General features: G+C 71.9%; 20 protein-coding genes. 10 read left to right on the forward strand and 10 right to left on the reverse strand.

Going from position 1 to position 18711, the window contains the following annotated elements; all coding sequences use genetic code 11:
* The first annotated feature begins 78 nt into the window (after positions 1-78).
* Entirely contained in the window at positions 79-336 is a 258-nt protein-coding gene (locus BSB02_RS11460; protein ID WP_084958726.1) for a PASTA domain-containing protein, read from the forward strand.
* Here the strand turns inward: BSB02_RS11460 and BSB02_RS11465 are convergent.
* Together BSB02_RS11465 and BSB02_RS11470 are read right to left on the reverse strand one after the other, a co-directional pair.
* Entirely contained in the window at positions 296-730 is a 435-nt protein-coding gene (locus BSB02_RS11465; RefSeq protein WP_084958727.1) for a MarR family winged helix-turn-helix transcriptional regulator, read from the reverse strand. The genes BSB02_RS11460 and BSB02_RS11465 overlap by 41 nt on opposite strands.
* Positions 727-1347, reverse strand: a complete 621-nt coding sequence (locus tag BSB02_RS11470; protein WP_084958728.1) for a type 1 glutamine amidotransferase family protein — start codon at positions 1345-1347, stop codon at positions 727-729. Before BSB02_RS11470 ends, BSB02_RS11465 begins: the two co-directional genes overlap by 4 nt.
* A 60-nt stretch (positions 1348-1407) precedes the next feature.
* On the opposite strand from BSB02_RS11470, the gene BSB02_RS11475 reads away from it, so the two are divergent.
* Both BSB02_RS11475 and BSB02_RS11480 read left to right on the forward strand, forming a co-directional pair.
* Positions 1408-2700 carry an NERD domain-containing protein kinase family protein gene (locus BSB02_RS11475; RefSeq protein ID WP_084958729.1) on the forward strand — a complete coding sequence of 431 codons (1293 nt, stop codon included), beginning with the start codon at positions 1408-1410 and terminating at the stop codon, positions 2698-2700.
* A gap of 166 nt (positions 2701-2866) precedes the next feature.
* Complete coding sequence (locus BSB02_RS11480) at positions 2867-3325, forward strand: gamma-glutamylcyclotransferase family protein (RefSeq protein WP_158088605.1); 459 nt, start codon at positions 2867-2869, stop codon at positions 3323-3325.
* Here BSB02_RS11480 and BSB02_RS11485 read toward each other — a convergent pair.
* Positions 3255-6146, reverse strand: coding sequence for an AfsR/SARP family transcriptional regulator (locus BSB02_RS11485; protein ID WP_158088606.1), 2892 nt, complete (start codon positions 6144-6146; stop codon positions 3255-3257). The two genes, BSB02_RS11480 and BSB02_RS11485, sit on opposite strands and share 71 nt — an antisense overlap.
* A gap of 106 nt (positions 6147-6252) precedes the next feature.
* Here BSB02_RS11485 and BSB02_RS11490 point away from each other — a divergent pair, with 106 nt between their 5' ends.
* The 3 genes from BSB02_RS11490 (at position 6253) to BSB02_RS11500 (ending at position 8702) form a co-directional block, all read left to right on the forward strand.
* The gene (locus BSB02_RS11490) at positions 6253-7155 is read left to right on the forward strand and encodes a M23 family metallopeptidase (RefSeq protein WP_084958732.1); all 903 of its coding nucleotides are present in this window, start codon (positions 6253-6255) and stop codon (positions 7153-7155) included.
* A 143-nt stretch (positions 7156-7298) separates the two neighbouring features.
* Entirely contained in the window at positions 7299-8327 is a 1029-nt protein-coding gene (locus tag BSB02_RS11495; protein ID WP_420855843.1) for a DUF2293 domain-containing protein, read from the forward strand.
* 9 nt (positions 8328-8336) lie between these two features.
* Positions 8337-8702, forward strand: a complete 366-nt coding sequence (locus BSB02_RS11500; RefSeq protein WP_084958734.1) for an MmcQ/YjbR family DNA-binding protein — start codon at positions 8337-8339, stop codon at positions 8700-8702.
* A gap of 53 nt (positions 8703-8755) precedes the next feature.
* On the opposite strand, the gene BSB02_RS11505 is transcribed toward BSB02_RS11500, so the two are convergent.
* The 6 genes from BSB02_RS11505 to BSB02_RS11530 all read right to left on the reverse strand — a co-directional run bounded on the left by BSB02_RS11505 (position 8756) and on the right by BSB02_RS11530 (position 14525).
* On the reverse strand, positions 8756-9907 hold the full coding sequence (locus BSB02_RS11505; protein ID WP_084958735.1) for a kynureninase: 1152 nt from the start codon (positions 9905-9907) through the stop codon (positions 8756-8758).
* 190 nt (positions 9908-10097) lie between these two features.
* The gene (locus BSB02_RS11510; RefSeq protein WP_084958736.1) at positions 10098-11231 is read right to left on the reverse strand and encodes an ABC transporter substrate-binding protein; all 1134 of its coding nucleotides are present in this window, start codon (positions 11229-11231) and stop codon (positions 10098-10100) included.
* Positions 11231-12211 (reverse strand): amidohydrolase family protein, encoded by a 981-nt coding sequence (locus BSB02_RS11515; RefSeq protein WP_084958737.1) that lies wholly within the window; start codon positions 12209-12211, stop codon positions 11231-11233. Before BSB02_RS11515 ends, BSB02_RS11510 begins: the two co-directional genes overlap by 1 nt.
* Complete coding sequence (locus BSB02_RS11520) at positions 12212-12724, reverse strand: 3-hydroxyanthranilate 3,4-dioxygenase (protein WP_084958738.1); 513 nt, start codon at positions 12722-12724, stop codon at positions 12212-12214.
* Complete coding sequence (locus BSB02_RS11525) at positions 12721-13137, reverse strand: RidA family protein (protein WP_084958739.1); 417 nt, start codon at positions 13135-13137, stop codon at positions 12721-12723. Before BSB02_RS11525 ends, BSB02_RS11520 begins: the two co-directional genes overlap by 4 nt.
* Positions 13134-14525, reverse strand: coding sequence for an aldehyde dehydrogenase family protein (locus BSB02_RS11530; protein WP_240506364.1), 1392 nt, complete (start codon positions 14523-14525; stop codon positions 13134-13136). The genes BSB02_RS11525 and BSB02_RS11530 overlap by 4 nt, the downstream gene beginning before the upstream one ends.
* Positions 14526-14727: 202 nt before the next feature.
* Here BSB02_RS11530 and BSB02_RS11535 point away from each other — a divergent pair, with 202 nt between their 5' ends.
* The 3 genes from BSB02_RS11535 (at position 14728) to BSB02_RS11545 (ending at position 16552) form a co-directional block, all read left to right on the forward strand.
* Positions 14728-15246 (forward strand): VanZ family protein, encoded by a 519-nt coding sequence (locus BSB02_RS11535; protein ID WP_169729382.1) that lies wholly within the window; start codon positions 14728-14730, stop codon positions 15244-15246.
* A 173-nt stretch (positions 15247-15419) separates the two neighbouring features.
* On the forward strand, positions 15420-16172 hold the full coding sequence (locus tag BSB02_RS11540) for a GntR family transcriptional regulator (protein WP_084958740.1): 753 nt from the start codon (positions 15420-15422) through the stop codon (positions 16170-16172).
* Positions 16173-16333: 161 nt separating this feature from the next.
* On the forward strand, positions 16334-16552 hold the full coding sequence (locus BSB02_RS11545; protein WP_084958741.1) for a hypothetical protein: 219 nt from the start codon (positions 16334-16336) through the stop codon (positions 16550-16552).
* A gap of 408 nt (positions 16553-16960) precedes the next feature.
* Here BSB02_RS11545 and BSB02_RS11550 read toward each other — a convergent pair whose 3' ends face one another.
* Positions 16961-18007 carry an ATP synthase F0 subunit B gene (locus BSB02_RS11550; RefSeq protein ID WP_143590502.1) on the reverse strand — a complete coding sequence of 349 codons (1047 nt, stop codon included), beginning with the start codon at positions 18005-18007 and terminating at the stop codon, positions 16961-16963.
* 169 nt (positions 18008-18176) lie between these two features.
* Here BSB02_RS11550 and BSB02_RS11555 point away from each other — a divergent pair, with 169 nt between their 5' ends.
* On the forward strand, positions 18177-18698 hold the full coding sequence (locus BSB02_RS11555; RefSeq protein WP_420855844.1) for a gamma carbonic anhydrase family protein: 522 nt from the start codon (positions 18177-18179) through the stop codon (positions 18696-18698).
* Positions 18699-18711: the final 13 nt, after the last annotated feature.

An 18711-nucleotide genomic window follows, 5' to 3' on the forward strand; every position in this document is an offset into this window, starting at 1 on the left:
ATCGGGAATTTCCGCCCTTCGAGGTACCATTGCGATCGAGGTGACGACGAACTGCCCAAGGTTCCCGACTTCCGCGGCATGCAGGCGCTGAACGCCTGGCTGGCCGGCCACGACGCCGGCGTGCTCCTGGTCGGGCCCGATCCCGACAGCCCCGAGCCCGTGATGCACGGGATCGTGGTCGAGCAGCACCCGGCGCCCGGCGTGCTGGTGAAACGGTGGGACCCGGTGACCGTGTGGGTACGCCACGACCCCGGCGGGGACGCCGGGGTGCGCGAGCCCCGCGACCCCGTGCCCCCTACTCTGCGAGCCGGTCGAGCGCGGCCGACAGGCGCTTGAGCGCGGCGACGATCTCGCGGAACTCCGCCTCGCCCAGCTCCTCCGCGAGGCGGGCGGCGAACGCCGCGTGACCAGGCACGATCTTCTCGACCGCGGCGCGTCCCTCCGGCGTGGGCTGCAGCAGCTTGGCCCTGCGGTGCGCCGGATTGGGCCGGTACTCGCACAGGCCCTTGTCGACGAGCAGGTCCGCGATGCGCTGCACGCCCTGCCGCGTCATGCCCATCCTGCGCGCGATGCCTGCCACCGGCAGCGGCTCGGCCAGCACGACGCCGAGCACCTGCCACCACGCGGCGGTGATCCCGGCCGGCTTGGCCAGCCCCTCGGCCACGTCGAGGAACTGGCCGTTGAGCCGGAAGACCGCGAGCGCGGCCTCCGACAGCAGGCTCGCGCTCATGACGCCGCCATCAGCACCTCGAACGCGCCGGCGTCGCCGTGCTTGAACAGCCTGTGCCAGGCGTCGAGCACCTCGGGGGTGTAGAGGTCGAGCTCGGCGAAGATCTCACGGGCGAAGTCGACCGGGTCGACAGGCCCCGCCGTGATCAGCCGGCCGTCCGCGACCGCGGGCGCCTCGACGTAGTTGCCGGCTCCGCCGTACCCCTGCTGCATCTGCAGGTACGGCAGCGCCGCGCTGGTGTGGCGGCGCGAGTCGAACACGCCCTCCCTGGCCAGCCCGGCCGTGGCCCCGCAGATCGCGGCCACCGGCACGCCCGCCTCCAGGAACTCCCGCGCCTTGCGGGCGAACGGGGCCAGCTCCTCGCCCGCGTCCCACAGCGAGGCGCCGGGGAGGATCAGCATCCGCGCGTCCTCGGGGCGGACGTCGTCGAGCGCGACGTCGGGGGTGATGCGCAGGCCGCCCATCGTGACGACCGGCTCGGTGGTGAGGCCCACCGTGACGATCTCGTAGCGCCCCGGGTCCTTCTGGTAGAGGCCGTTGCGGATGTGGGCCGTGGCGTGGCCCGTCTCCCAGTCGGCCATCGTGTCGTACACCGCGTGGTAGATCTTCTCGCTCATGACAGTATGATGTCACATCGACAGCATGTTGTCAATGCTATTCGATGGGAAGATGGCCCCATGGCAGAGATCGTCGGCGGTGGACGTCCGGTCAACGACGCCGAACGGCGGGTCATCGCGTACCTGCGCGACCACGCGCCGGCCGACTGGCTGCTGCTGCACAACGTGGAGGTGCCGCGCCGCGACGACGTCTTCGAGGTCGACCTGCTGGTCGTGACCGGCCACTCGCTCGTGGTGATCGACGTCAAGGGCACGCGCGGCCGCATCGAGGTCTCCGGCATGCGCTGGTTCCCCTCACGCAGCCCGGCCTTCGGCTCCCCGGCCATGAAGCTCAGAGGCACGGCCCGCGCCATCAAGGGGCTGCTCGTCGACAAGCACAAGGAGCTCGAACGGGTCTACGTCGACAGCCTGGTGGTGCTGACCGCGCCCGACGCCGAGCTGGTCGACCCCGACGGGCGCGACAGGGCCAACGTGGTCGGCCTCGACGCGCTGATCCCGGCGCTGCAGGACCCCTCGCGCGTCCGCCGCGGGTGCACCCGGGACGCCTCGCCGTACCGCGGGTGGATCCTCGACGCGCTCAACGCGATGGTGCGGAGCAGCAACGCGGCGCCGCGGTACGGGCACTGGGAGGTCGAGGAGCAGCTCGGCGGCGACGCCAGGGTGACCGAATACCGCGCCTTCAACGCCACGCTGCCCGGCAGCGAGACCGTCCTGCTGCGCGTCTACCAGGCCGACCCGCTGGCCGACGCCGCCTCGCGCGCCGCCGAGCTGCAGCGCATCGCCAACGCCTACCAGTCGCTGGCCCGCATCCCGCCGCACCCCAACGTGGTGCGCCCCCGCGACTTCTTCGCCATCGACGACGAGAGCCGCTTCGTGCTGGTGCTCGACGACGTCCACGGCGAGGCGCTGCACCTGCGCCGGCGGGTCCACGTCGGCGTGGTGCGCGACATGCTGGCCGGGCTGGCGCACGCGCACGCCCACGGGGTGGTCCACCGGGCCCTGACGCCCGCGAGCGTGCTGGTGACCGACGACGGGCGGGCGATGCTGACCGGCTTCGACTACGCCAAGCCGGGGCCGCGCGCCTACACGGTGGCCAACGAGCTGGGCAACGTGCTGGACGCGCAATACGTGGCGCCGGAGTCGCGCGACCGGCCGGACCTGATGACGGCGGCGTCCGACGTCTACGCGGCCGGCGTGATCGCCCGGCGCCACCTCGCCGACCCGCCCGCGATCGTGGATCGGATGCTGGAGGAGTCCCCATCGCGCCGCCCCACGGCTGCCGAGGCCCTGGCGGCGCTGGAGTCACGCCCCATCCCCCGCAGATCCTGGTTCCACCGCCTCCTCCGCCGCTGACCCCACCTACCTCCCTTGTCCTCCAACCCACCCACCCCCCTCCCTGGCCGTCAACCCTCACCTCACCAACACCCCCTTGATCCTCAACCCCTGAAGCCAGGGCTGGCCGTCGGCGAGCCACCGGAGTACGGCGAGCATGCCCTTCATCCCGTGGTTGGCTGGTGCCATGGAGCGTCTCGGGGTCTTCGTGTACGGCACGCTGCGGCGCGGCGGTGCGAACTACCCGCTGCTGCGCCGCCACACCGTCGCCGAGTACGACGCCCGGCTCCCCGGGCACCGCCTCTACGTCAGCGGCCTGCCCTACGTCGCCCCGTCGCCCGACCCTCGCGACGAGGTGACCGGCGAGCTGATGATCCTCGACGAGGCCGGCTACACCCCGGCGCTCGCGCGGCTCGACCGGCTCGAAGGCACCGCGTCGGGACTCTACGAGCGGGTCGCCTGCCTCGTGCGGTTCAGGGACGGCGACGGCTGGAAGGACACCCGTGCCTGGGTCTACCGGGGCGGGCGCGGCCACTTCCGCTACACCGACGACCTGGTCGTCGCCTCGGGGGAGTTCACAGCTGGCGGCGCAGGGCGCTCGCCCGCTCCAGGTAGCCGCGCGCCTGGCCGGGACGCCCGGCGCTGAGCAGCAGCTCGCCCAGCATCTGCGTGGCCGACGCCTCGCCGCTGCGGTCGCCCAGCTGCTTGAAGATCGCGCAGGAGCGTTCGAGCCGCGCGGACGCGAGCGTCCACTCGCCGCGTGCGGCCTGGAGGCGGGCCAGGCCCTGCATCGCGTACGCGCCGCAGTGGCGGTCGCCCAGCGCGTCGAAGAGGTCCAGGGCCCGCTCCTGCGACCGCATCGCCTCCTCGGGCTCGGAACGCAGCTGATGGAGCCTTCCCACCTGGACGGACACGCAGCCCTCGCGATGCGGGTCCGCCAGCTCCCTGGCCAGCCGCATGGCCCTGGTGAGCGACGTCGAGGCCCGCTCCAGGTCGCCCGTGCCGAGGAGCACCCGCCCGATCGCCTGCCGCGCGTAGGCCTCGCCGGCCCGGTCGCCGAGCGTGCGGAACATGCCCAGCGCCCGGCGGAAGTGCCGCAGCGCGTCGGCGGGCCGGCCGTGGAACTGGCTGACCGCGCCGAGACCGCAGACGGCCGCCGCCTCACCCCGCACATCCCCCAGATCCCGAAATATCCGGCGAGCGTCGCCGAAGAGCGTGGCGGCCTCGCCGTACCGGTCCTGGTAGAGGCACACCTGACCGAGCCCGCGGAGCATCGCCGCCTGGCCGTACTCGTCCCCCGCCCGCCGCGCGGCCGACAGCGCGGCGCGGTGCGTCTCGCGCCAGGCGCCGAAGTGGCAGCGCAGGTCGCAGTACGGCACCATGGCCGCCGCGAGCGCCCAGGCCGGGCCCGCCAGGCCCTGCGAGGCGGCCAGCCGTACCGAGTCCACCAGCAGCTCGTGCTCGGCCTCGAACCAGCCCAGCGGGTCGGCGGCCAGGCGGGACAGGGTGTATTCGGGCACCCCCTGTCGCGGGGCGGCGGACGGGAAGGTGAAGACGTTGGCGGGCAACCGGGTGGTGACGTGCTCGGTGGCGGCGGTCCAGGCGGCCAGGACCCTGGCCAGGGCCGCGCGGTCGGGCTGCTCCGTGACCGCGAAGTGCCGGACGGGCTCGGGGATGCGGTACCGCGGCTGGCCGCCCGGCCCGGTCTCGGCCGGGTCGAGCAGGTGGGCGTCGACGAGCCGGTCCAGCAGGTCGAGCGCGCCCGCCTGATCGAGCGCATTCGGGCGATCGAGCACGGCCGCCACCAGCCAGCCGGGCAACGTGCGGGTGCCGAGGGCGCCCAGCGTGGGCAGGGCCTTCGCCGCCTCACGCGGCACGTGGCGCAGGGCGTCGGCGAGGCGTTCGCGGACCTTCCCCAGCGCCGCGGACCCGCCGTCGGCCAGCCGTTCCATCAGGACGGCCAGCGGCCACGTGGGGCGGGCCAGCAGGCGGGCGCCCGCGTCCCTGATCGCGAGCGGGAGCCCCGCGCAGGCATCCACGATCGCGCGGGCGGCTTCCGGCTCGCGGGCGACCCGCTCCTCGCCCAGGATCGCCCGCAGCAGCTCCAGGCCCTCCTCCGGGGTGAGCGCGTCGAGGTGCAGCCGGAGGGCTCCGGGAAGCTCGGTGATCCGGCGGCGGCTGGTCACGATCACCGTGCAGTCGCCGTTCCCCGGGAGCAGCCGGCGGACCTGCTCGGCGTCCCGGGCGTCGTCGAGGACGAGCAGCGCCGGGCGTTCGGCCAGCAGCGACCTGGCCAGGCCCGCGCGCCCGTGGCGGCTCGGCGGCGGCTGCACGCCCAGGCTCACGAGCAGCTCGGCCAGCACGTCGGAGGGGTCGCGGCGGCCGAGCACGAGGTATATCTGGCCACCGGGGTGGCGCTCCTTGAGCAGGTGGGCGCCGTGCACGGCGAGCGCGGTCTTGCCTACGCCGGGTGGGCCGGTGATCACCGTGAGCGGTGAGCCGCGGACGAGGGCGGCGAGCGCCGCGTCCCGTCCGGTGAAGTCGGGAATGTCGGGCGGCAACTGCCGAGGCAGTACGGCAGGCTGCGGTCGCGGCACGGCAAGGTGCCCGGGTGGTACGGCTGGCTGCCCTGGCGATACGGCGAGCTGCCCTGGCCGTACGGCTGGCTGCCGGGGCGGTGCGGCGGGGCCTGACGGGTGAGCCGGAGACCTCGCGCCGCCCGGCTGTTCCAGTTCCCGCGACTCGCCCGGCCGCCTCGGCTCCCCCGACTCGCCCGGCTCGTCCGCCAGGATCTCCTGCAGCGCTCGCCGTACCCCCGCCCCCGGCTCGACCCCCAGCTCGCTGACCAGCTGCTCGCGCAGCTCCCGGTAGGCCCGCAGCGCCTCGGCCTTCCTGCCGCAGCGGTGCAGCGCCACCATGAGCCGCTGCCACAGGTCCTCGCGGAAGGGATGCTCCTCCACCAGCGCCCGCAGCTCGCGGACCGCCGCGGCGTGGTCGCCCCACTCCATGAGCGCGTCCGTCAACCGCTCCGCCGCGCTCAGCCGTAAGTCGTGCAGCCGCCCGAGCCGGCGCTCCCACAGCGGGCTGCCGGGCAGGTCGGCCAGCGGAGCCCCGCGCCACAGCCGCAGCGCCGCCGCCAGGTCCTCCGCCCGCTCCGCCAGGCGCTCGAACATCCGCAGGTCGAGCGCGTCGTCGGCCACCTCGATCACGTAGCCCGCGCCCCGCGCCCGGATCAGATCGGCGCCGAGGTCGGAGCGCAGCGAGCTGACGTACGTCCTGATGTTCGCCTGCGCGGACGGCGGCGGGCGCTCCGGCCACAGCACCTCCACCAGCCGGTCGACCGGAACCACGTGCCCCGCCTCCAGCAGGAGCGTCGCCAGCAGCATGCGCGGCTTCCCGCCGCAGATCCGCACCGGCCGCCCGCCGGAGCGCACCTCGAGAGGTCCGAGCACGTGGAAGGTGAGCACCGCGCCTCCTCGGAGCCCTGACAGCCGCCTGTATCGAGTTTGGACGTTCTGTGTGCGACTTGTCCTCACCTTTGAGGTGAAACACCCACCGCGAAGGGAACCCCCCATGAAGTTCAGAGCCATCGGCCTGGCGGTGTTACTCGCCCTCGGCACCGCCGGCGCGGCCGCAGCCGACCCCGTCCCCGAGTCGGAGGAGGCCGCGATCCTGGCCACCAACTTCCAGCTGCCCTTCCCCTGCGGCCAGACCTGGACCGGCAACTCCAGCGCCAGCAGCGCGCACCGGTCCTGGGAGATCGACTTCAACCGCGGCAGCTCCCCCGACGCCGACCTCGGCGACCCGGTCGTCGCGGCGGCCGCCGGCACCGTGGTCATCTCCGCCCACCAGGGCTCCGCCAACGGCTTCGGCAACCTCGTCAAGATCGACCACGGCGGCGGCTGGGCCACCTACTACGCCCACCTGAACGAGCGGAACGTCAGCGTCGGCCAGTCCGTCACCCAGGGCCAGCGGATCGGCACGGTCGGCAAGACCAGCAAGCCCGGCAACAACATCAGCGCCCACCTGCACTACGAGGTACGGCTCGGCAGCGACTACCCCAGCAACATCCAGAAGGCCGTCTTCAACGGCGTGACCTTCGGCTACCCCATCCAGACGGTGACGTCGAACAACTGCGGCCAGGGCGGCAACCCCTACACGCCCCAGCAGGTCTGCGGCAGCGGCTACGGCGTCGTCGACTCCGCCGCCCTCGGCACGGCCGGGACGGTCTACCTGCTGTACAACAACTCCAACGGCTACAACTGCGTGGTCACGCTGAAGAGGACCTCGCTCGGCACGCCGACCGCGACGACCGCCTACCTCGAGGTCCAGGGCAGCACGCGGATCACCGACAGCGGGAACTACGGCTACTACGCGGGCCCCGTGCGGGCCTCCGCGCCGGGCAAGTGCGTCAGGTGGGGCGGCAAGGCCGGCTCGTACGCCTACGACAGCCCGTTCGAGCACTGCGGCAGCTGACTCCCCCTCGCCAAGGGACTCGCCCAAGGACTCGCCAAGGGCCCGCGCGGGCTCTCCAAGGTCCGCGCGGGCGACGGGTCGCGGCACACCGCCCGATGCCGTTCGGCCCGTCGCCCGCGCGGCGGATCCGGCAGGCTATGCCTGTGTCCAGCCTCAGAAAGCGCGTCGCGGACGCGGCCGAGATCGCCCTCGCCGCCCACAAGTACGTCACCTTCCTGGACGTGGTCACCGGCCTGCGCTGGCTGCACTCGCGGCACGTCGACACCTGGCGGCAGGGCCGCGTCGCCACCCTCGCCGAGCTGGCCGACGTGCGCGAGGACCGCCTCCTCGACGCCGCCGCGATCCTGCGCGAGTGGGCCGAGGCCAGGGGCCTCACCCCGGTGGCCGTGCCGTACCTGTCGAGCAGCAGGGAGCGGCGGCCGCTGCGGTTCACGGACGGCGGCGACCAGGAGCCGTTCCGCGTGCACTGGATGTCGCCCGAGCTGACCCCGGCCCGCGTCAGGCAGCTGACCGAGCGGCACAGCAAGGCGCCCGACCTGGTCGTCGTGTCGCCCGACAAGCCGTGGACGTGTGCCGTATGCGGGGACACCGGGCCCTACCTGATCATGGAGGGCGCCGAGCCGTCCTGCCTGACCTGCGCGGACATGGACCACCTCGTCTTCCTGCCGAGCGGCGACGCGGCGCTGACCCGGCGGGCCAAGAAGGAGAGCACGCTGTCGGCCGTGGTGGTCCGCTTCAACCGGCGGCGGAAGGTGTACCAGCGGATCGGCACGCTGGTGGAGCAGACCGCGCTGGCTCTGGCCGAGGAGCAGTGCCTGGCCGACGAGGAGGTACGGCGCCGCCGCCGCGAACGCGACCGCGAGCGCCGAGCCGGTGAGGACCTGGAGTTCCAGGCGCGGATGACCGAGGAGATCCTGCGGCTGTTCCCGCGCTGCCCCCGCGAGCGCGCCGAGGAGATCGCCGCCCATGCCGGGCAACGCGGCAGCGGCAGGGTCGGCCGTACGGCTGCCGCCAAGGCGCTCGACGAGACCGCGATCACGCTGGCGGTCGTGGCGTCGGTCCGCCACCTCGACACGGACTACGACCGGCTGCTCATGGACGGCGTGCCGCGGTTGGAGGCGCGCGACCTCATCCGTGACGCGGTCGAGGCCAAGCTCGCCTCGTGGCGGTAGCGTCTCGGCATGGACATGCGAGAGCGGCTGCGCGAGTTCGCGCTCGGCCTGCCCGAGGCCTGGGAGGACAGCCCGTGGGAGGGCGACCGGGTCGTCAAGGCGGGCAAGAAGATCTTCCTGTTCCTGGGCGCCGACGAGCCCGACCCGAGGTGGACGCCGTCCTTCTCGGTGAAGCTCACCTCCGAGGCCCACGGCCACGCGCTCACCGTGGAGGGCGCCGCGCCCACCGGGTACGGCCTGGGCCGCGCGGGGTGGGTGACGGTGCCCTTCACCAGCGAGCTGCCGGACTTCGAGGTGCTGGCCGACTGGGTGGAGGAGAGCTACCGCAACGTGGCGCCCAAGCGAGCCGTCAAGCAGCTGGACGAGCGCGGGTGAGGCTTGCCGACGCCCAGGTGACGGTCTTGGTGTTCAGGTGACGGTCTTGGCGTTCAGGTGACGGCGAGCCTCCGGGCGTACCGCTCGTCCCGCCAGAGCTCCTTGTCCAGCACCTCGTGCAGGGTCGCGGCGGCGTCGTAGACGTCGACGAACCGCGTGTACAGCGGCGCGAACCCGAAGCGGAGGATGTCGGGGGCGCGGAAGTCGCCGTGCACGCCGCGGTCGATCAGCGCGCGCATCACCGGGTACCCGTCCTCGTGGAAGAAGCTCACCTGGCTGCCGCGGCGCTCGGCGTCCCGGGGCGAGGCCAGCTCCAGCGCGTCGCCGACGAGGTCGACGAACAGCGACGTCAGCGCCATGCTCTTGGCGCGCACCTGGTCCAGGTCCACCCGCTCCCAGATGTCCAGCGCGGCCTCCAGCGCCGCGAACGACAGCACGTGCGGCGTGCTGACCGTGAAGCGCCTGATGCCCTCCGCCGGGCGGTAATCGGGCTCGAACGCGAACGGCTCGGCGTGGCTGTACCACCCGGGCAGCACGTTGCTGGCCTCGGCGTGGTGGCGTGGGTTGACGTAGAGGAAGGCGGGCGCTCCCGGGCCTGCGTTGAGGTACTTGTAGGTGCATCCCACCGCGAAGTCCGCCTGGGAGACGTCCACCCGCATCGCGCCCACGCTGTGGCACACGTCCCAGATCATCAGCGCTCCGGCCTCCTGCACCTTCGCGGTGATCTCCGGCACGTCGTAGCGGGCTCCGGTCCGGTAGTCGACCTCCGACAGCAGCACCGCCGCCGCGTCCTCGAACCGCCCTTCGCTCACGTCGCGCAGCTCGCCGAGCTCGTGGACGATGTAGTTGTCGGTGGGAAAATTGGTGCGGTCCACCACGATCACGTTCCGGTCCGGCCGCAGCCGCAGCGCCGCCGCCACCGCCTGGTAGACGGCGATGGACGTGGTGTTGCCCACGACGACCTGCCCGGGCCCGGCTCCGATCAGCGGCGCCAGCCGGTCGCCCGTCGTGAGCGGCTGGGCGTACCACCCGGCGCTGTTCCACCCGCCGACCAGCTGCCGACCCCACTCCTCCTCGACCGCCCTGGCCACTCTGGCAGAGGTACGGCGCGGCAGCGCGCCCAGGGAGTTGCCGACCAGGTAGACGACCCCGTCGGGAAGCACGAACTCCTGCCGGAAGTCGCGCAGCGGATCCTCCGCGTCCATCGCGACACAGGCCTCACGATCCACCACCCAGGCACCCCTTCTTCCACGTTCTTTTCACGCGACCGCCGGATCCGCAGGGCTCGGGTCCGGCCGGACTCCCTGAGATGGCCAGCGTCTCATGCGAAGTTCGCTCCCTGAAGACGGGGTGAGACCGGAGGCAGGTGCAGGTCGGCGGGCTGGTGCGATTGGGTTATGTGGTGTTCGGGGGGATGGTGGCGATCACCCGGTTGACGCCGCCCTGGAACTCACGCGCGTACCAAGGCTGCACCGGATTGTGAGTCTGCGCGTCCAGGACGAACGTCCCGCGTGGGCTCGCGATCTCCGTCACCTTCGCGAGCGCCTCCCCCAGGTCGCCGCCCAGCGCCGCCGCCTTGTCGATGAGCTGCATCGCGTCCCAGCTCTGCACCGCCACCGTCGACGGATTCTTCCCCGTCCTGCTCCGCCACTTCGCCACGAAGGCCGTGTTCTCCGCGTTGTCCAGAACCGGGGAGTAGAGCCCCACGCTGACGATGCCCTCGGCGTCGGGGCCGATCGCCTGCGCGACATCCTCGTCGGTGACGTTCTGGCACGTCAGCAGCTCGATCTTGCGGTCGTATCCGAGCTTCTTGAAGTTCTTCGCGAACGTGATGGCCTCACCCCCCGCGTAGAACGCATACAGGAACTTCGCCTCCCCCGGGATCTGGCTGAGGTACGGCTCGAAGCTGAGCGTCTTGCCGAAGGGCGTGAGGATCCGCTTGAGCGGCGCCGACCCGCCCGCATCCGTGTACCCCTCGACGAACCCCTCCAGCGTCTCCCGTCCGGCCGAGTAGTCGGCGCCCATGAGCACCGCGCCCTCCTTGCCGAACCTCTCCGCCGCGTACCGCCCAGCCGCATACCCGTGCATGTGGTTGGTGTACGACACCCGGAAGACCCCAGGCCCGCCCAGCGCGTCGGCCCCCGCGTTGGCGATCACCACCGGCGTCCGGTGCGCCCGCGCCTCCTCGACCACGGCCACGGCGACCGGGGATGCGATCAGCCCGGTGACCACGTCGACCCTGCGCTCGACGGCCAGCTGGCGGGCCCATCCCCGCCCCGCCTCCGGGGTGCCCGCGTCGTCGGCCACGATCAGCTCGGCCTCCTTGCCGCCCAGCTTGCCGCCACGCTCCTCCAGGTAGAGGCGCATCGCCGCCTCCATGTCGTCGCCGAGCGCCGAGTAGACCCCCGTCTGCGAGATGATCGCGCCCACCCTGATCGTGGAGTCGTCGGCCGCGAACTGGGTCGCCGCCCCGCCGCATCCGCCGATCGCCAGCACGAGGACCACCACGAGGGCAGGCGTCGCGCGCATCACGGGCTCGCTCCGAGGAAGGCGCGGGCGTTGCCGCCGAGGATCTTCGCGCGTGCCGTGCCGGACAGGAAGCCGGCCTCGCGCACCAGCCGTCCCACCGGCGACTCCCCCAGCGGATAGGGGAAGTCGGAGCCCAGCAGCACGCGGTCCTCGCCCAGGGTGTCGACGAGCAGCCGCAGGGCCCGCTCGTCGAACACCACCGAGTCCACCATGAAACGGTCCAGGTAGTGGGAGGGCGGGTGCTGCGAGGTGCCGACGACGTCGTGCCTGCGGTGCCAGGCGTTCTCCAGGCGGCCGAGCCAGAACGCGAAGGAGCCGCCGCCGTGGGCGAAGCAGATGCGAAGCGTGCGCGGCACCCGGTCGAAGACGCCGCCGAGGATCATCGCGAGGATCGACAGGTGGGTCTCGGCGGGCATGCCGACCAGCCACCGGGCCATCCAGCGCCCGACCCGGGGGCCGTCGGGCATGTCCCACGGGTGCACGAACACCGGGGTGCCGGTCTCCGCGCAGTGCTGGAGGAACTGCACGACCCCCTCGTGGTCGAGGTCGAGGTCGCCGACGTGGTTGCCGATCTCCACGCCGCGGTGGCCCTGCCGGCGGCACCGGTCGAGCTCCTCGCAGGCCAGGTCGGGATCCTGGAGGGGCACCTGGCAGAACGGGATCAGCCGCTCGTTGTCCGCGCAGATCTCCAGCGCGAGGTCGTTGAAGATCTTCGCGACGTGGACGGCCTGCGCCGCCGGCCGGTCGTAGCAGAAGAACACCGGCGTCGGGGAGACCACCTGCGCGTCGACGCCGTCGGCGTCCATCGCGTGGATGCGGCACTCGGCGTCCCAGCAGTCGTCCTGGATCCGGCGGAAGTCGCGGTCGGCCACCACGATCATCGCCTCGCGCTCGGACTCCACGCGCAGCCGCGGCGCCCCGGGCCAGCCCAGGTCGGGCCAGCCCCGGGGCACGTAGTGCGTGTGGACGTCGATGACCATTCAGCCCTTGCCCGGGTGGACCGTGCCGCAGTTGTCGCAGGTGCGCGCCTTCTCGTCGGTGTAGAACGCCTCGAAGACCGGAGGCAGGTCCTTGACGATGTCGCGCACCTGGAGCTCGACCTCGTGGACCTTGTTGGCGCACTGCGGGCAGTACCACTGGAACTTCTCCAGCGTGCCCTCCTCCCTGATGCGCTCGATCACCAGGCCGACGGAGTCGGCCTCGCGCTGCGGCGAGTGCGGCATGTTGGCCGGCAGCAGCCACATCTGGCCCTCGCGGATGTGGACCGTGTCGGGGCCCTCCGGAGTGATCACGTTGAGGTGCATGTTCCCCTTGATCTGGTAGAACAGCTCCTCATAGGGGTCCACGTGGTAGTCGGTGCGCTGGTTGGGGCCGCCCACCACCATGACGATGAAGTTCTCCGCCTGCTCGAAGACCACCTTGTTGGCCACGGGCGGCTTGAGCAGGTGGGCGTTGTCGTCGATCCACTTGGTGAAGTCGATGGGTGGGATCATCTTTGCTCCTTGTGGGCGATGGCTTGCATCTCGATGAGCAGGTGGGGGTGCGGGAGCTGGTGCACCGCGACGGTGGTGCGGGCGGGTCCCGTCTCGTCGAAGAACTCGGCCCAGACCTCGTTGTAGCCCTTGAAGTCGTTCATGTTCACCAGGAACGTCGTCACCTGGACCAGGTCGTCAAGCGACGCCCCGGCCGTCTTGAGGATCTCGCCGATGTTCTCGATCACGGCCCTGGTCTGGACCCTGATGTCGAGGACGGTCGTGCCGAACTCGTCGGCCTCGGCCCCGGCGATGGTGTTGTCCGGCCTGCGCGCGCTCGTCCCGGAGACGAACAGGAAGTCGCCCGCCTGCCTGACGTGCGGGAAGCGGCCCCGCGGGGTGGCCAGCGCCGCCATCGGGCTCCCCTCGGTCATGTGAGCTCCATGGTGATCGTGGTGGGCTCGGAGTAGAAGTCCAGCGACTGCGTCCCGCCCTCGCGGCCGATGCCGGAGAGCTTGACGCCGCCGAACGGGGTGCGTAGATCGCGAAGGTACCAGGTGTTGACCCACACCAGGCCGGCTTCCAGGCGCTGGGCGACCCGGTGGGCGCGGTCGAGGTTGGTGGTCCACAGGGTCGCGGCCAGGCCGTACTCGCTGGAGTTGGCCAGCTCCAGCGCCTCCTCCTCGGTGTCGAACGGGGCGATGTGGCACACCGGGCCGAAGATCTCCTCGGTGTTGAAGCGGGAGTCCTCGGGCAGGCCGGTGACGACGGTGGGCTCGACGAAGTAGCCGGGCCCGGGCAGGGCGTCGCCGCCGGTGAGGACCTTCGCGCCCTCCTTGCGGGCGAGCCGGTAGTAGGACAGCACCTTCTCCCGGTGCTGCGCGCTGATCATCGGCTGTGGCGTCACCTCGGCGGCGCGCTGGGCCAGCCGTGCCGCGAACTCCTCGAAGACCGGCCGCTCGACGTAGAGCCGCTCGGTACACAGGCACACCTGGCCGCCGTTGGTGAACACCGAGCGGACCGACCCGGCCACCGCGCGGTCGAGGTCGGCGTCGGCGAAGACCAGCCCGGCGTTCTTGCCGCCCAGCTCGAAGGAGATCGGCTTGACCCGGTCGGCCACCGACTTCATGATCGTCGATCCGGTCCTGGTGGAGCCGGTGAAGGTGACCCCGTCGACGCCCCTGTGCTCGACCAGGAGCTGGCCGGTCCTGCCGTACCCGTGGACGATGTTGACCACGCCCGGCGGCAGCCCGACCTCGGCGCAGATCTCGCCGAACAGGGCGGCCGAGCCCGGAGTGTTCTCCGACGGTTTGACCACCACGGTGTTGCCCGCGACCAGGGCGGGGCCGAGCTTCCACGTCATGAGCAGGAACGGCAGGTTCCACGGGACGATGACCGCGACCACGCCCAGGGGACGGCGGATCGTGTAGCTCAGCACGCCCGGCAGGTGGAAGGCCTCGGCCGGGCGCTGCGCGGCGATCTCGGCGAAGGAGCGGAAGTTGGCCGCGCCGCGCGGGATGTCGAGCGTGCGGGTCTGCTCCAGCGGCTTGCCGGTGTCGGCGATCTCGACGGCCACCAGGTCGTCGAACCTCTCCTCGATCCGGTCGGCCAGCCGCCGCATCCACCGGGCGCGCTCGGCGACCGGCAGCGCGGCCCAGGCCGGAGCCGCCCGCCGCGCCGCGCGCACCGCCCGGTCGACGACGGCCGCGTCGGCCTCGTGCACCCGGCGGATCTCGGCCCCGGTGGCGGGATCGTAGGCCGGGAACGTGGGTCCCTCAAAGACCTGCTCGCCCTCGATGAAGTGGGGCACCCGCTCCAACACCGTCGCTCCTCCTTCGCAGCGCCTGGCAGCATCCTCTCTCCTGCACGGCCTCGATGCACCACCCGGAGGCCCGGCTGTGGAAAACCGGTCCTGGCCCCGCACCTCCTGTGGACAACCCGGCGGCGGGCGCTGCACAAAAGCCGCACACGCTCTCCCCACACCCTGTCTGGCGGGCCACCTTCCCGTACCCCAGGATGTCCGCGTGGGACGGACTTTCGACCTATGGGGACATGTCGTCATCGCGGCCTTGCTGTCCCTTCCGCTGGCCGCCGTCGCGACCGTTCTGCTCGCCCGAGCCCGCGCCCGCCTATCCCATCCCGCCCCGATGCGTACGGCCGTCGCCGACATCGGCATCCTGACCGGCACCGTCCCCTGGATCTGGATGATCCTCACGCCCCGCGGCGGCCCGACGAGCGCCAACCTCGTCCCCCTCCAGGACCTGAGCCAGGTCGCCACGGCCTCGTGGCCCACGGTGTCGACCCAGGTCGGAGGCAATCTCCTGGTCTTCGCCGCGCTCGGCGCGCTCCTCCCCGTGCGCTCCCCGCGCTTCGCCTCCCCGGCGCGCGTCGCCCTCGCCGCCGCCCTCGCGTCGGCCTCCGTCGAGGCCCTGCAGTACGGCATGCGCCTGGGCCGGCACGCCTCGATCGACGACGTGATCGTCAACGCGGCGGGAGCCGTACTCGCGGCGATGATTACTCGGCGCTGGTGGGCCTCCCGATAGCGGTCCGGACCGTTCCACGGTAACGGCCCGCGAAAACCCCCGGAGCTCGCCACACGGGCACGATCCACTCAAAAGAAGCACGGGACCAACCTGCGTATCTGTGCGATCGTGGACAAGACGGGGCAAGTTCTCTGGAGACGCCAAACCCGGTTGGTGACAGAGGGTGATCGAACGTGTCTGAATCCCCGGTACCTCACGAGCCCCCCATCTACCGCCAAATCGCCGACCAACTCCGAGACAAGATCCTCTCCGGCGAACTGCGGGACGGGGACAGGCTGCCGGGAGAGAACTCGCTCATGTCCGAGTACGGGATCGCCCGAGCCACCGCCCGGCAGGCGCTCTCGGTGTTGATCAACGAAGGGCTGGCCGTACCGAAACGAGGCTCGGGGGTCTACGTGCGACTGTTCAAACCCATCCGGCGGCACGGCTCGCGCCGCCTGTCCCGCGAACAGTGGGGCCAGGGACGATCCATCTGGGAGGCCGACACCAGGGGCCGCCCCTTCATCGTGGACCGGGTGGAGGTGGCACGCGAGCGCGCCCCCCGGGAGGCGGCCGTCGTGCTCGACACCCATGACGTGTGGGTCAGGCGGCGCCGGTACTCCGTCGACGACCGGCCCGTCCAGCTGGCCACGTCCTATTTCCCGGCCGAGCTCGTCGAGGGCAGCGCGATCACCCTGGAGGACACCGGACCCGGCGGCGTCTACGCCAGACTCGGCGATCTCGGCCAGGCCCCGGCGCACTTCACGGAGGAGGTGCGGGCGCGGATGCCCCGGCCCCGCGAGGCGCACGACCTTTCCCTCCCCGGCGGCACCCCCGTCATCGTCGTCCTGCGAACCGCCTACACCGCGCGCGGCATCCCCGTGGAGCTGAACGAGATGATCCTCGACGCCGCCGCCTACGTCCTCCAGTACGACTTCGACGCCTGACCCCGTATCGGGACACCTATAAGTGGCATTTGGTCTCGCCTACTTCAAGGCCGGATGTCAAGCGATAGGTTGACCTGTCCCTTGCGATCATTGAATTCTCTAGAGATGTGCCGTCTCCTGGGAGCAGGACAGACATGAGGCGGGTCCCGGAAGGGTGAGAGATGTCCTTCGATCGGCATCTTGCGGAGATCGCCCGGGAGTTCCCGCATTGGACCATCTGGCGGAGCGACGCGGGGCGCTGGTGGGCGACCAGGCATCACCCGCTCAGCGCCGCGCAACGCGAGGCGGGGTGCGCGATGACCATCGACGCGGACGATCCCGACGCGCTGCGGGAGCAGCTCGTCGACCAGGAGAGGCGGGCACGCGCCCCGGAGCCCTGAGCGGGCGGTGGACCGCTCCACCGCCCGCCCACAGACGCCCGGTGCCGGGTCCAGTGTCTCGGCGGCTCCGGCACCGGGCTCCCACGCGGAAGTCTCCGACCCTATCGGGGGCGGGGGCTTCCGCCCTTTCTGTGCTGTCTTCGCTGTCTTCGGGTCCGCCGTAGGTCTACCCCGCCGTGCGGGACCCTCACCGCCGTACTGATGCGGGAATGAGGGGAGGACGAGCCCGCCCCGCCGTACGGAACCCTCGTCCCGCACGGGTGCGGAACGAGGCGTCTCCGGCGACCAGGTCCCGACCGTCGTGGCCCTCGTCCCGCACGGGTGCGGAACGAGGGAGGTCCGGGAGGCGCCGTTACAGGGCGGGAAACCGGGGGCGTGTACGGCGAAGCCCCCGGCGACACCCGGACCCTACGACGTGTGCGACAAGCGCCCCAGGTGGACGTCCGTGTCGTCCCCGTTGTCCCCGGACTCCCGGGACGGCTCCCGATCGCCCTCGGCCCGCTCCCGCTCCACCACCGCGGTCGTCTCGGCGGCGTCCGGGTCCTGCTCGGTGTCCTCGACGATGACCCGCACGTCCTCCGGCCCGGGCGGCGCGGCGGGCACCGGCGCGGGCGGCGCCTCGACGGACACGGGCGCGACCGGCGGCTGGTTGGGCACGAGCGGCGGCTGGTTGGGCACGAGCGGTCCCGCCATGGCCTCCTTGTCCATCAGGTCGGCCAGCACCGTGCTGATCTCGCCTAGCCTGCGCACGACCTCGCCGTGCGTCTCGGTCAGGAACGACACCCGGCGCCCCGTGTGCTCGTCCAGGGCGCTGGCCCGCTGCTGGGCCGACGACAGCGTCGCCTCCGCCTCCGCGCGCGCGTTGCCCAGCGCCGTCTCGGCCTCGGCGCGGGCGCGCTCGACCAGCTGCTCGGCCTCCAGCCGGGCCGCCGTCAGCACCCTGTCCGCCTCGGCCCTGGCCTCACGCAGCCCCTCCTCTGCCTCGGCGCGCGCCGTGGTGAGGGTCTCCTCGGCGTCGGCGCCCGCCTGGGCCAGCATGCGCTCCGCCGCCTCGGTCGCCTCGCCCACGCGGCGCTCGGCCTCCGCCTGCGCGGAGGTGAGGATCCTGTCCGCGGTCTCCCGCGCCGACCCGACCAGGCGCTCCGCCTCGGCCGAGGCGGCCTCCAGCCGCCGGTTCGCCTCCGCCTCGGCGTCCGCCCGCTTGGCGGCCGCCTCCTCCTCGCCCAGCTTGAGGATCTGGGCGAGCCTGGGGCTCAGGTCGTCGTAGCTCTGCGGGGTCTCGACCATGCGCCGGCGGGCCTCGGCCAGCTCCAGCCGGCTCTGCTCGGCCTGGTCGAGTGCCCGCGCCAGGCGCTCCTCCAGATCCCTGATCTGGTTGCGCGTCCGCACCATGTAGTCGTGGACCTGACGCCGGTTGTAGCCGCGGATGGCCACTTCGAACAGGTCTTCTTGCATGAGTTCTGGAAGGCTGTCGTGCTGGTTCGTCATAGGGGTACCTAAAAGCGTGAGGCGGGAGGATCACTGCGGGTTGTCACTGCGTGACGTCAGGAAACGACTTTCCTGCCATCTGCCCGAGTCCGCAACCGGAACGCCATAACCTGAGTCAGGAAATACCATGTCGCGGGTGTACATCGCAGCGCTGGACAACGGAGCCGTCCCAGACATCCACCCCGAGGCGTACATAGCGCCGGGGGCGACCGTCGTGGGAAAGGTCCGGATCGGCCGGGACGCGAGCGTCTGGTACGGCTCGGTGCTCCGCGGGGACGACGAGGCGGTCGAGGTCGGCGAGGAGTGCAACGTCCAGGACCTGTGCTGCCTGCACGCCGACCCCGGCGAGCCGGCCGTCCTGGAGCCTCGCGTGAGCCTCGGCCACAAGGCCATGGTCCACGGCGCGTATGTGGAGTCGGGCGCCCTCATCGGCATCGGGGCGATCGTCCTGGGGGGCGCGAGAATCGGTGCGGGGACGCTCGTGGCCGCCGGAGCCCTGGTGGGGCCGGGGAAGAAGATCCCGGCCGGAGTGCTGGTGGCCGGGACGCCGGGCCGGATCGTGCGCGAGCTGACCGACGAGGACCGGGCGATCTTCGCCCGCACGCCGGACAACTACATCGCCAAGGCGCGGCGGCATCGGCAGGCGTCGGCACTCTGATCGGCACCTTTCT

It is taken from the genome of Thermoactinospora rubra (assembly GCF_002093975.1).
GTDB lineage: Bacteria > Actinomycetota > Actinomycetes > Streptosporangiales > Streptosporangiaceae > Nonomuraea > Nonomuraea rubra_A.